The 12,970-nt window shown below is 37.0% G+C and carries 11 protein-coding genes; 1 reads left to right on the top strand and 10 read right to left on the bottom strand.

The genetic code is table 11. The annotated features are described in order from the left end of the window. Positions 1-64: 64 nt before the first annotated feature. The 9 genes from BW986_RS00065 to BW986_RS00020 all read right to left on the bottom strand — a co-directional run bounded on the left by BW986_RS00065 (position 65) and on the right by BW986_RS00020 (position 9,470). Positions 65-784, bottom strand: a complete 720-nt coding sequence (locus BW986_RS00065) for an alanyl-tRNA editing protein (RefSeq protein ID WP_076363992.1) — start codon at positions 782-784, stop codon at positions 65-67. Beyond that, a complete protein-coding gene (locus BW986_RS00060; RefSeq protein ID WP_076363990.1) occupies positions 753-1,829 on the bottom strand; it encodes a threonine aldolase family protein in 1,077 nt (358 codons plus the stop codon). Before BW986_RS00060 ends, BW986_RS00065 begins: the two co-directional genes overlap by 32 nt. 1 nt (position 1,830) lies before the next feature. Further along, positions 1,831-2,274 carry a MarR family winged helix-turn-helix transcriptional regulator gene (locus BW986_RS00055; RefSeq protein ID WP_076363988.1) on the bottom strand — a complete coding sequence of 148 codons (444 nt, stop codon included), beginning with the start codon at positions 2,272-2,274 and terminating at the stop codon, positions 1,831-1,833. Between the two features lie 326 nt (positions 2,275-2,600). Further along, positions 2,601-3,896 carry a hypothetical protein gene (locus tag BW986_RS00050; RefSeq protein WP_076363986.1) on the bottom strand — a complete coding sequence of 432 codons (1,296 nt, stop codon included), beginning with the start codon at positions 3,894-3,896 and terminating at the stop codon, positions 2,601-2,603. 229 nt (positions 3,897-4,125) lie between these two features. After that, positions 4,126-5,445, bottom strand: a complete 1,320-nt coding sequence (gene argH, locus BW986_RS00045) for an argininosuccinate lyase (protein WP_076363984.1) — start codon at positions 5,443-5,445, stop codon at positions 4,126-4,128. Between the two features lie 39 nt (positions 5,446-5,484). Continuing rightward, positions 5,485-7,050: an APC family permease gene (locus BW986_RS00040; protein WP_076363982.1), complete on the bottom strand. Its 1,566-nt coding sequence runs from the start codon at positions 7,048-7,050 to the stop codon at positions 5,485-5,487. Between the two features lie 480 nt (positions 7,051-7,530). After that, the gene (locus BW986_RS00030) at positions 7,531-7,938 is read right to left on the bottom strand and encodes a YbaN family protein (protein ID WP_260320445.1); all 408 of its coding nucleotides are present in this window, start codon (positions 7,936-7,938) and stop codon (positions 7,531-7,533) included. Positions 7,939-8,069: 131 nt separating this feature from the next. Next, entirely contained in the window at positions 8,070-8,714 is a 645-nt protein-coding gene (locus BW986_RS00025) for an MBL fold metallo-hydrolase (protein WP_076363979.1), read from the bottom strand. 210 nt (positions 8,715-8,924) lie between these two features. Further along, positions 8,925-9,470: a cupin domain-containing protein gene (locus tag BW986_RS00020; RefSeq protein WP_076363978.1), complete on the bottom strand. Its 546-nt coding sequence runs from the start codon at positions 9,468-9,470 to the stop codon at positions 8,925-8,927. A gap of 148 nt (positions 9,471-9,618) precedes the next feature. On the opposite strand from BW986_RS00020, the gene BW986_RS00015 reads away from it, so the two are divergent. After that, positions 9,619-10,980: a D-serine ammonia-lyase gene (locus BW986_RS00015; RefSeq protein ID WP_076363977.1), complete on the top strand. Its 1,362-nt coding sequence runs from the start codon at positions 9,619-9,621 to the stop codon at positions 10,978-10,980. 907 nt (positions 10,981-11,887) lie between these two features. On the opposite strand, the gene map is transcribed toward BW986_RS00015, so the two are convergent. Then, complete coding sequence (gene map / locus BW986_RS00005; RefSeq protein ID WP_076363975.1) at positions 11,888-12,628, bottom strand: type I methionyl aminopeptidase; 741 nt, start codon at positions 12,626-12,628, stop codon at positions 11,888-11,890. Between the last annotated feature and the right edge of the window lie 342 nt (positions 12,629-12,970).

The following is a 12,970-nucleotide window of genomic DNA, read 5'->3' as shown; positions in this document are numbered from 1 at the left end:
CGAACATCCCCCTCACCCTAAACAATAGCCAGCCATATAGTGAAGAAGGATTGGATAGCATAGCTTAATCCAGTAGTTGAATTTTAATCCTTTTTTTCGTCGGGCCTTTTTGTTGAATTTTCATAACGGAAAAGTCTTTAATTTCATTTGTGTTGTTGACGTGGGTTCCGCCACACGCTTGCTCATCAATATCTTTGATTTGAACGATTCGAATTTCGTTAAGAGAGGCTGGAAGTAAATTAATGACCGTTTTAATGAACCCTTCCTTTTGCTCTGCCTCAGTCCTGCTAATTGTTTTCGTGTAAACATTATGGGGCTGTGCCAGGACCTTCTTTATCGATCGTTCCAAGTAATCAAATGGTATTTCTTCCATTACTTCAGGAGAGAAAGACAGCTCTAATCTCGCATGATCTTTCTCAATTTGACTGCTTGTGGCTAAAGCATGGTAATGTTGGTATAAATAACCTGACATGACATGCAATAATGTGTGATACTGCATATTCCGAAACCGCCAAGACCAGTCAATCTGCATGTCTACCTTTTGATTCATATCCTGTAATGGGCGTTCTAGTTCATGCATGATTTCACCATCAATTTTTTTTACCGTTACTATATTATAGGTTTCATCACCTTGTTTAATAACCCCCCGGTCACAAGGCTGCCCGCCGCCACCTGGATAAAAAATGGTTTGATCGAACACGACAAACCGGTCTTGTATAGAAACAATATTTGCCGAACATTCTTTTAGATAACTATCCTCTAAATATAACTCTATCGTGGCCATTTTTTTCTCCTTTTGTTGCCTTGATATCCTCTACCAGCATTTCAACATGTTCTTTTTTCGTAGCCCAACTGGTGCAAAATCTCACAGCACTGTGTGTAGCATCGACCTGTTCCCAGAAGGAGAATGAATACTTTTTGCCTAATTCCATAATTACATCTTCAGGCAAAATGGGAAACTGCTGATTTGATGTGGAATCATATCGTAATGAAAATCCATTTTCAACAAATGCTTCTCGAATCATCATGGACATTTCGACGGCATGATTGGAAATTTCATAGTATAAGCCATCTTCAAATAAGGTTTCAAACTGGATTCCCAATAGTCTCCCTTTAGCCAGTAATCCTCCCTTTTGCTTGATAAAATACCGAAAATCCTTTTTCAGGGCATCATTCATGATGACTGCCGCTTCACCAAACATTGCACCAACTTTCGTTCCCCCTATATAGAACACATCACATAGCCTTGCAACATCCGCCATGGTTAAATCGCTGTCTTTTGAAGCCAAACCATACCCTAATCTAGCTCCATCCAATACCAATGGCAAACCGCATTCCCGGCAAACTTTACTTAATGCTTCCAATTCGGCTTTACTATAAGTCGTTCCATTTTCCGTAGGGTTAGAAATGTAAACCAAGCCTGGCTGTACCATATGCTCATGAGTAACATCATTCCAGTGAGCATCATATAATTCTTTCACCTGTTCAGCTTGAATTTTTCCATCATCACTCGGCAAAGTAAGTATTTTATGACCAGTGGCTTCAATTGCTCCTGTTTCATGTACCGCAATATGCCCGGTAATTGCAGCAACTGCACCTTGATGCGGCCGTAAAATGGAAGCGATTATCGTTGTATTCGTTTGTGTTCCCCCTACTAAAAAGTGGATATCTGCATTCGCCGCATCACACTCTTTCCGAATGTAAGCCCTCGCTTTTTCACAGTGTTCATCCACTCCATATCCGGGTGTTTGTTCTTCATTGGTTTCTATTAATCGTTTCAGAATTCGCTTATGAGCACCTTCTGTATAATCATTTTCAAAACGTATCATCCTATATTCTCCCCAAACTATCCAGTTTCTTCTGAATGAACATCATAGAAGCATGGATTTCTTTTATTTCATTTTGTGATAATCCTTGGAATAACCTCACTATTTGTTCATCAGATCGTTCATTAAGCTGGTTAAATAGAGTCAACCCTTCAGGTGTCAACCGAATCAGACTAGTTCTGTTATCCAAGGTCGAGTTTTCCTTCATAACCAGTCCATCTTTACTCAGCTTGTTAATTATCCTGCTCATATAGCTGCGATCAATTTCCAGCTTATCAACCAAATTGTTTGCTATACACTGCTCCATCAAACCGATTTCTAAAATTACCCGTGCCTCAGTGAAAGAATATCCGGTATCCAAAATATGCTTATCCAATACACCAAGTATATTGGTATAAAATCTATTGAATTGCCGTATATCAGCCATGGTATTTTTACTTATATTCATTCTTTACTTCCTTTTTTAGTGGACTTTATCCACTAATACTTTATTTTGATTAGTGGACTTTGTCAACATTTTTCGTAAATATTTTAAGAATCAATCGATACCACTAGTTTAACCAATTTCAAAAAATTCACTTTTAGAGCTACCACATAAAAAAATCAGGCATCCTTAATGGATGCCTTTAAATAGTCGAGCTATCTTATATTTCATTTTCTTTATAGAAGTCCTTTGGCAATATAACGGTAAAATCATGGGTTATTTTAATATCCAGTTTAGAACTGCCCTTAGGGATAAAAGCTAAAAGTCTAAAAACACCCGAAAAATGGGTGCTATTTTAAACGATAAATTTTACTTGGTCTTCCTCGAGAAGAATAAGATTCCTCACCAATGATTTCTGCTAAATCAACATCACATAAACCTACTACAATACGCCGTGCATTACTTTCATCCCAATAGAGATGCGTTGTTAAATCTTTTATTGTAAAATCGTTCAGTTTCAATCTGTTAACTAAAGCATATAATTTATTATAATTTTTCACACTTATTTTGGCTTTTTTTAGTTTTTCCATAAAATCCTTGTCATCTATCCGGTAAGAAAAACGTAATTCTTCCTCTTCACCCGCAGACTCGATCATTGTTCCGTCCTCTTGTACAATGACGATGCCCTTCTCTGACTTTTCTTTTGAAAGTTGGATGGCACGCTGAGCGTTTATTTCTGCTGAGTGAAGTGTTTGACCATATCCAATTCCTACGGTTACAGTAGCATTGGATTCATTTGACAACAGAAAGACCGTATCTTTTAAATCTTTGATTTTGGATTCAATTGTACCCCGTGTACTAAAGATAAAGTAGCGGCCATTTCCCTTCTCAACTAATGATCCCTCCAATTGTTCGCAAAATCCAAGAAGGGTTTCTTTTAATTTTATCTCTAGAAATTGTAGATGGTACGAGCTTTTAGCTTTCTCAAATATTTTCTCAAAATGTTCAATTTCAATAATTTGAACACCAATTTGGGTGTCCCTAAAGTAAAAAGTTCTCGATTTTTCTGCAAGAATTCTTAATGATTGGCGAATTTCCATATCGGTTGTGGATATTCGATAGGTTGGTACTCCTGCTTCTTTTAAATTTAGATATACAGCCTCGAAACAAGTTATTGCACCTTCCGTTTTTCCGGCTTTCCATAAATCAAGATGGAATGCGATTAATTCTTCCGTGCTTGAATCAATATTGAAGTTTTTTATATACATTTCTTTTGGAGTAATATCTATTTGTTTTAACGCCTGCTCTAAATGGGTTGTAGTTATTTCATCGATACTTACTTTACTTAAAAATTCCTTTTGGAAATATCCCATATGCAAAAGGCTTTTATAGATGCCTGATTCAGTATGATCAATATATAATAGGTTATCCCCTATTCCCACAGTATTTTTTGCAACCATATATGAAATTTGGCCAGAAAAAAACCAGACATCCACATTTTTATTGAATTCCAAAACGATTTTTTCAGTTTCTCTGAAATCCTCATATGGGTAGGCTTTAAATTCCATGATCGACTCATATTCTTTACCTAAATTAATAATGCGCTCAACTGATGAATTAGGACCAACTACCCCAATTTTATACATATTTTTCTCCTTAGTTCAAAAAACTTAATTTCTTTAATCTTATCTTTAAAATGAAAGAAATTAAAGTTTAATCCTTCTTCTGTTGGAAAAACATTTATCACATCACAAGACATTGTATCTCTTGTTTTAAAAGGGGAGTTTGATTATGTGTTTTAAAAAATATAAAGAGCTATTAGCATAGATCGTACTTATCTTCTATGCTATAGCTCTTCAATTGAAAAAAACTAGATTATTTTAATAAGTTCACCTTAATGCCTTTATTTAATATATTTTGATAATCAATAAAGTTAAATAAGTCCCCTTCAATTAATGGATTTAAGCTCTTCAATTCGTCTAGAGTCAACTCTTCTATTGCTTTATTATGATCTTCACAATAAATGACGATAGACCCAACGATACTGTGGGCATCTCTGAACGCAACCCCTTTGCTAACTAAATAATCAGCGACTTCTGTTGCATTGAGAAAGCCATATTTTACAGCTTTTTTCATATTCTCAGTATTCACCTTCATGGTAGAAATCATATTGGACATAATTTCCAGACAAGACAAAACTGTATCCAATGCATCAAAAAATGGTTCTTTATCTTCCTGCATATCTTTATTATAAGCCAATGGTAACCCTTTCATCGTTGTTAAAAGTGAAGTAAGAGAACCGTACACTCGTCCTGTTTTTCCTCTTATAAGCTCTGCTGCATCAGGATTTTTCTTTTGAGGCATGATACTGCTTCCTGTAGAATATGCATCATCAATAGTAATAAATTTAAACTCTTGACTGCTCCATAAAATCAGTTCTTCACTTAATCTGCTTAAATGCATCATGATGATCGAAAAGCTAGACATTAGTTCTAAAAGGTAATCTCTATCACTAACACCATCGAGGAAATTGTTTACAGGCTTTGAAAACCCTAACTCCTCTGCTGTCATTTCTCGGTCTATAACATGAGTCGTCCCTGCCAATGCTCCACACCCCAGTGGACTTTCGTTCATAATTTCAATTGCATTAAGAACTCTTTTTCTGTCCCTATCCAGCATATTGAAGTAGGCCATTAAATGGTGCTTAAGAGTTACTACTTGAGCTCTCTGTAGATGGGTGTATCCTGGCATGATCACATTGTTTGCTTTTGCCTTTTCTTCCAGGTTATTTTGAAGCTCTTCAATATACTCGATCACTTCTAACGCCTTATTTTTAGCGTAAAGCCTGATATCTAAAGCAACTTGATCATTACGACTTCTTGCTGTATGGAGTTTTTTTGCTGTTTCACCTATTCGTTCCGTTAATGTTGCTTCAACAAAACTATGAATATCTTCAAAATCCCCTTCGATCACTAATGCTCCGCTCTCGATATCTTCCAATATAGAAAGAAGTGACTTTACAATACTTTCTCCTTCTTCCTTGGTAAGCAATTCACATTTCACAAGCATATTTACATGTGCAATGCTCCCTTTAATATCTTCAGAATATAGCCTCATATCAACATGAAGAGAACGATTAAAGTCCTCCATTAATTTATTTTCTTCTTTTCTAAAACGTCCACCCCAAAGCTTCATAACCATTTCTCCTTTTGTAAAATGAAATTACATTTAATTTTATGTGTTATCCATATCCAGCAACTCTTGAACATTCCCCTTTTTCCGCATGTACCAGACTCCGTTATAAACAGCGAAATAGTAAAAAACGAACCCTATTATTGCCACGATGTAAGACATAAATGGCTCTGGAATAATACCCTTACCACCAAAATTTCCGATTGATGATATCCCAACGAGCATCAGAATATAAATGACGAGATAGATACCGCCAATGATTTCCATCGATTTATGTTTATTGATAAAGTGTGTAATCAAATATCCAACAATTCCAATTGCCAATCCCCAAATTGCAAGTTGAACCCTGCTCCAATTTGTCCAATAGATAAGTAGAGTGGCAAATACAAAGGCTAAAGGAGCGATAAAATTCATGCCTGGGATACCGTTGTCTTTTGTCAAACCAACCTTACGAAACACCATTACTGTGACGCATGCTGAGGCGTATTTAAAAATCCCGATCGCTCCAACGATTGCGACAATTGCAGTCCAACTCTTTAAAGGGAACAAGAAAAGCAACCCAATGAGGAAGTTGAGAGTGAGTGCACGTGTTGGAACGCCAAATCTTTTATTAATAGTTCCGAAATAAGAAGGGAGAAATCCACTCTTCGCCATTCCAAAAACATGTCTTGAAGTTCCAGCTGTATAAGCAAGCGCCGATCCAGTTGGGGAAATCATTGCGTCCGCTGTAATGGTCCATGACAGCCAAACCATATTCGCCATAAGTGCTAAATTCGCAAATGGAGAGTCAAATTTAATTCCACTCCAACCATTAGCTAGCATTTCGGGCGGTACGGCCCCTATAAAAACGATTTGAAGTAAAACATATAAAACTGCAGAGACTGACAGCGATGTGATAAGGGCAAGCGGAATATTCCGTCTTGGGTTTACCACCTCGCCACTCATCATTACCACATTCCCGAATCCTGTATAGGCAAAAAATATACCACTAGTTAAGATTGCGCTTAATCCTGCGCCATATCCATTGGGGGCAAACCCATGACTTGTATAATTCTCTTCATGAAAACCTGTCATAAAAAAAGCAACGATGGTCAGGACAGGCACTATAAATTTAATCGTGGTAATAATGGTATTCGTGACAGCAAATAATTTCACTCCAAAATAGTTCACCACAACAAAGAACACCATTAAAACAGTCGATGCTAGAATTCCTGTTGTCGTAAGTTGCTCCTTGGATATATCATATAGGCCTGGCCAGAACTCATTAGCGTATTGAATAACTCCCGATGATTCAACGGGTGCAGTGGCACAGTAGCCAAGCCAAATCGAATAACTAGTCACTGTAGCGAGCAATTTTCCATGGGAATAAAGGGGATAACGACCTAAACCGCCTGTTTCAGGTCTTACCCTTGCTAATTCAGCATAAACAAGGGCTATTAGCGTAATGACGAATGCAGCAATGATCCAAGACATAATAGCAGCTGGTCCAGCCATTTTTGCCGTATTCCATGGTCCAAAAAGCCAACTTGATCCAATAATTCCTCCAAGAGATAATGCAGTAAGTGACCAAAAGCCCATTTTCTTTTTCAAATATCGTTCTTGATTCATGAAATTCCCTCTCTCTTAATGGGGTATATTATTATTTGCAAACATGGATAGCTTTGTACTGTACTCCTTTCAAATTTTTTTAAGTTAATACTTCAGGAAGCTAACATTACCTAATGGATGGACAAAATCCCCCAAAAACAACTAGGACACATTAGCTTAACCCACAAGGATTAGCTCAATTGTTTATTTTAAGGTTAAAAAAATGTAATTACCTTAAATTGATTTTATTTGAATCGTTTACATTTTGCAATATTATTTTTTGAAAATTCGCAACACACATACTAAAGGAGTTCGTTCACTGAGTTAAGGCATGCATGACCCGCTGATCAAGGGTACTTTTTACATTCAAAAGGCCGCCAAATGGCGGCCTTCTTATCCAAAATACATTGATTTTCTTACTACCCTGCCCCGTTAGCTCCATAGGAAAAAGAGCTGCCGAAGCAACTCCCTCATTGAAGTAAGGACCCGTTATTTGAAGGTTCAAAAAGCTCTTTGTTTTGTATTGTTCGGATCGATTGTCTTAATTTTTTTAATGAAATAATAATGTTTGTAGAGCGCGAGCACAATCAATAAGATTTTCACTAATAGGATGTCCACATAAAATACAGAAATGACGATGAAGAAATCGGCAATTAAATTGATTCTGATTTTCTCTCTTCGAGTCATACCTTTTTTTTGCAGGAATGCTTCAACGTATTTTTCATATAATGAGGTGCTTTTAAACCAGTTTTCAATCGACTTGGAACTTTTAGCAAAGCAAAAAGCAGCAAATAAGTAAAACGGACCGCCCGGCAGAACTGGTAACACAGTCCCTGCAATACCAATCAAAAGAGATATGGACCCAAGAAGAAAAAATAGGATACTTTTTACTTTTTTAATTGTAATCACCTTTTTATTTATATTCTATCCCCTTATAACGTAAAGAGGAAGTTTAATTGATTCAACATCACAGATTAGTATCTTCCCTTTTTCTACTTGAACTAATCTGACCCGTTATATAAACTGGGTTTCTTATCCATTCATTCATACAGCATAGTTACGACACCAGCATATTCTGACAAATTCCCTTTGGAAATATCCAATGTCTCAACTTCGGTTGTTCGCTGTCCGGAAATCTGAAGAAACGTATCTAGCTTTGAAAACATCAGGCCAACAACCGACAATGCCTTTGTTCTATAATGCATGGGAATTGTAATAGTAGACTTCAATTGACGCATCACTTGAGTGGCTTCCAGTGAATTTATCGTGAATGTACCTCCTACAGGAATGATAAGAATATCTACTTTTCCAATTTCATTTACTTGTTCTTCTGATAGTAGATGCCCTAAATCTCCACAGTGACAGATAGTTAGTCCGTCCATTTGGAATCGATATAAAATATTGGGGCCTCTCTTCTCGCCATTAACCTTATCGTGAAATGTCTTGAATCCACTAATTCTTACATCTTCGCGGATGTATTCCTTCGGTTCATTTACAAGCAAGTATTCACCTGTTGCAGCTTGAATTTTATTGTGATCGAAATGATTATGTGTAACGGCAACTATATCTGATTCAACACTCGGCATACGGTAACGGATGAAACGATAATATGGATCAATAAGAATCCTGGTTCCACTTTCGGATGTTAGTAAAAAGGCAGAATGTCCAAACCATTTTATTTTCATACTAAAATCCCCCTTACTATCCAATTAAAATTATTAAAATCAAGTAACTTTTTAGGGAACCTCGGTCCTAAAGTTCAATATTTATTCCATTTATTATAATTCCATTATTCATGAAATAGTCCTTCTACACCTGATCTGCCCCTTTAGTTCCATAAGAATAGCGATTCTCATTAAAGAATCGCGCCCAATTGTGAAAGAAAAATATTTTCATTAAAACGCAGGCGGGGTAACGGAAAATAAAACAGCTGCGTTCTGATTAAAATTATTTTCCCATTTATGTTTGAAATTTGCTGGTATTTTCACACTATCACCAGCTTCCAATATATATTCTTCTTCACCTAAATACAATTTGATTTTCCCTTCCAAAATATATGCCACTTCCTCACCTCTATGTTCTAGAGGATTTTCTGACGAGGAAATATTCGGAGGAACTTTCATAATCGCTGTTGCCAAATTACCCGTAAAATCTGGTGACAATAACTCATAAGACAAATGATCAATGATCATTTTCTTACGTTTACTGGACCTAACGATTAAATCCTCCGTAATCGTTTCTTCCAGTAAAAAACTAAATGTTGGAACATTCAGGGTTTTAGCTAAGACCTTTAGGGTTTGAATAGAAGGATTCGCCAACCCCCGTTCAATCTGGCTTAACATTGAAGGTGTAATTTCAGCTAATTTTGCTAACTCTCTACTACTCAACCCTTTAGCTTTTCTATATTTTTCAACTTTCTTGCCAATATCTATATTTTCCATAACCGCTACTCCTTAACGATATATTAAATCAGATTTAAATAAAATTAATTTAAATTAACAATGAGATGGTTGTGTGTTAAACTATATTAAATTTTATTTAATTATAATTCACCAAACAACTTGTTACAAGAAAATGAGGAGGGGCCCAATGAAAGAGATTGAAAGCAAAGAATTACAATCATGGAAAGACAAATATCCCTTATTAAAGAAGCTCATTTCGACGGATGAAGTATTTTGGCTCAATCCAAATGTCGAAAAATTTCAAACAGGAATTAAAAAATCCCCCCTTACTCAAGAAGATGTAAGAGATGCAGAGGAAAGATTGAAACGTTTTGCCCCATATATCGCAAAGGTTTTCCCTGAAACAAAAGGGACGAACGGTATCATAGAATCTCCTTTAGTGAGAATTCCTGCCATGAAGCAATCCCTGGAACAGGATTATCAACAACCTATATTAGGAGAATTATTACTAAAATGTGATAGTCACCTTCCTATATCAGGATCCATTAAAGCAAGAGGCGGGATCTATGAAATTCTCAAACATGCGGAAGAATTAGCTTTCCAACATCAATTGTTAACAATTGATGATGATTATTCGATTTTGGATAGTGATAGGTTCCGAACCCTTTTCTCAAAATATTCAATTGCAGTAGGTTCGACTGGAAATTTAGGACTTAGTATTGGCATCATCAGTGCAAAGTTAGGTTTTAATGTTTCCGTTCATATGTCAGCTGATGCAAAACAGTGGAAAAAAGACTTGCTTAGAAGCAAAAATGTCAAAGTCATTGAATATGAAGCTGATTATAGTAAAGCTGTAGAGGAAGGCCGTATCCAAGCGGATAGTGACCCAACATGTTATTTTGTGGATGACGAAAATTCCCACGACCTATTTTTAGGATATGCAGTGGCTGCATCCCGTTTGCAGAAGCAATTGGAAGAGCTAGAGATAGTTGTCGATGAAAATCATCCTTTGTTTGTTTACCTTCCATGTGGAGTGGGTGGTGGTCCTGGAGGCGTAGCATTTGGTTTGAAATTATTGTATCAAGACCATGTTCACTGTTTCTTTGCAGAGCCTACCCACTCGCCATGCATGCTACTCGGTTTAATGACTGGACTCCATGATAAAGTTTCTGTACAAGATGTTGGCATCGATAATGTAACAGACGCGGATGGACTTGCTGTAGGAAAACCATCCGGGTTTGTGGGTAAAACGATGGAAACCTTTTTAAGCGGCAATTATACGGTTAGCGATGAACAGTTGTATAAGTTGCTAAAGGAACTGGTCGATACAGAGGGGATCCATTTAGAACCTTCCGCACTAGCAGGCATGATAGGACCAAGTAAATTATGTAAAGAGGGCATAGATTATATACAAAAGCATCATTTAACGGAAAAGATGAGCAATGGTACACATATTATTTGGGGGACTGGCGGAAGCATGGTTCCTGAAGAAATGATGAAGCAATATTATCAAAAAGGGTTGAAATTAGCGTTAGAGAAACAGAAGTAATGTACGTGGCTATATAACAAAGGCTCTTTTCGTAAAGATTGTTGTTTTTAAAACGAAACGATTTAAGGTTGATTGGAGCGGAAGTGCGAGACTCCTGCGGGAGCAGCGGGACAGGTGAGACCCCACAGGCGTTTTCGCCGAGGAGGCTCACCGCCCGCCCCGCGGAAAGCGAGCATCTGGAGGGGAAATCAACCACACCGCTTTACTTGGTAAATAGCAACAAAGTAAGCCAAAACAAAAAAGACTGTAGGCAAAAGGATTCTATTTAACTGTTAAAACAAAGTTGATTGGAATGGAAGGTCGAGACTCCTGCGGGAAAGCGCGTGCCCTATGTTCCAATCAACGTTCGCATCTTCAAAGACTGTACTGTAGACTGCAGGAATGCTAGCTTGCCCCTTTAGTTCCATAAGAAAATTTGCCTATATGACAGATCTGATTAACTGCTATTGCACCTGAACTTTCGATGGAGTGTCAGCCCCCCTGACGATCACATAGGAATGTACCCTTTTGTTAGATATACAAATATCATAACGGGAATAAAACTAAAGACCATAAATAAATTGCTAAAAGCTATTAATCTGTTATTTGAATAAGAACCTAATACTACTCCAATTGGGTTAAGAACAAATGTTAACATCCCATAAGATTCTTCCATTTTAAAGACCAAATAAGGTATCCAAGAAACAATTCCACAGAGTAAAAGTGTAACAGATAGCCAAAAGTAGATCTTTGTTTTTCGATTGACTCGACTCAATTATTCCAACGCCTTTCAAAACAACAATGCCCTAATCTTAACATAGTTTCCAAATAAAGTTGCCAGATTTCCTGCCCCTTTAACTCCATAAGAAAAAGAGCTGCTAAAAGCAACTCCCTTATTTAAGTGTGCGTTCACCGATCGAAAATTGAATTAAAGTGTGACAATAATCGGACCATTTTTAGTAAGGATAATCGTATGCTCCAATTGAGCTACATAGCTTTTTTCTGTCGCATAGGTCCAACCGTCTTCTTCCTGGAATACTTCTTCTTCAAAGGTTGAAATAAATGGTTCGAATGCGATAACCATCCCTTCCTTTAATAGTTCATTATCCCATGGATCATTATAATTACAAATATGGTCAGGCGCTTCGTGTATTCCACGTCCAACACCATGTCCTGTAAGGTTTTTGATAACGGTGAATCCATGCTGTCTCGCTGTTTCGAATACCGCTTTTCCGATTCTGCTTTTTTTGGCACCGGGTTTTGCTTTCTTAAGACCTGCTTCAAATGCCTTTTTGGCAACGTCGCATAATTTCGTTAATACTTCTTCTCCCTCCCCTACTACAAAAGAGATTCCTGTATCTGCGAAATAACCGTTCTTTGAAGCAGATACATCTATATTCACTAGATCCCCTTCATGAATAACCCGATGACCCGGAATACCATGTGCCACTTCTTCATTAGTACTAATGCAAGTATAGCCAGGAAAATCATATTCACCTTTTGGAGCTGAAACTGCACCTGCCTTTTCTAAAAGTTCTCCAGCTACATCATCAAGTTCTTTGGTCGTTATCCCTGGAATTGTTCTTTTTACCAATTCATCTCTAATGGAGGCAACGATTTTGCCAATTTCCTTCAAACCATTAAAATCCTCTTCTGTTTTTGCAATCATTTTATCCTACCTCATCATCTTTTATAATCTATAATCCTTAAGCTAAATAAGTATTAATTGTACCTTTATTTTCTCGAAAAATAAAAGCAATGTAAACGTTTTGGTACAATATCCCTTTTTTCACAAAGTTACTATTAGTTTACCATAACTAATTCTAAGAACGTTCAAAAATTATATTATTGAAGATTCCTTTACTAAACAATCTGGCCCAATTGTTGAACAAAGAACAAACAGCACCCTTTAGTTCCATAAGAAACTCCTATGGCGGCGCTCCTCGCCGCCACCATCTACTACGAAAATCTAAACTCAAAAATAGAGTCTAACCCATCAACCCCTTGACGA

Origin of the sequence: Peribacillus simplex (genome assembly GCF_900156045.1) — a bacterium.
Classification (GTDB): Bacteria; Bacillota; Bacilli; order Bacillales; family DSM-1321; genus Peribacillus; species Peribacillus simplex_D.
Note: the sequence above shows the minus strand (reverse complement) of the source record. Positions and strands in the feature narration are given on the sequence as shown.

Coding starts and splice junctions, on each gene's coding strand:
- BW986_RS00040 (WP_076363982.1), bottom strand. CDS start 7,050: ATGAATCAAGAACGATATTTGAAAAAGAAAATGGGCTTTTGGTCACTT.
- BW986_RS00060 (WP_076363990.1), bottom strand. CDS start 1,829: ATGATACGTTTTGAAAATGATTATACAGAAGGTGCTCATAAGCGAATT.
- BW986_RS00055 (WP_076363988.1), bottom strand. CDS start 2,274: ATGAATATAAGTAAAAATACCATGGCTGATATACGGCAATTCAATAGA.
- BW986_RS00015 (WP_076363977.1), top strand. CDS start 9,619: ATGAAAGAGATTGAAAGCAAAGAATTACAATCATGGAAAGACAAATAT.
- BW986_RS00050 (WP_076363986.1), bottom strand. CDS start 3,896: ATGTATAAAATTGGGGTAGTTGGTCCTAATTCATCAGTTGAGCGCATT.
- BW986_RS00065 (WP_076363992.1), bottom strand. CDS start 784: ATGGCCACGATAGAGTTATATTTAGAGGATAGTTATCTAAAAGAATGT.
- map (WP_076363975.1), bottom strand. CDS start 12,628: ATGATTGCAAAAACAGAAGAGGATTTTAATGGTTTGAAGGAAATTGGC.
- argH (WP_076363984.1), bottom strand. CDS start 5,445: ATGAAGCTTTGGGGTGGACGTTTTAGAAAAGAAGAAAATAAATTAATG.
- BW986_RS00020 (WP_076363978.1), bottom strand. CDS start 9,470: ATGGAAAATATAGATATTGGCAAGAAAGTTGAAAAATATAGAAAAGCT.
- BW986_RS00025 (WP_076363979.1), bottom strand. CDS start 8,714: ATGAAAATAAAATGGTTTGGACATTCTGCCTTTTTACTAACATCCGAA.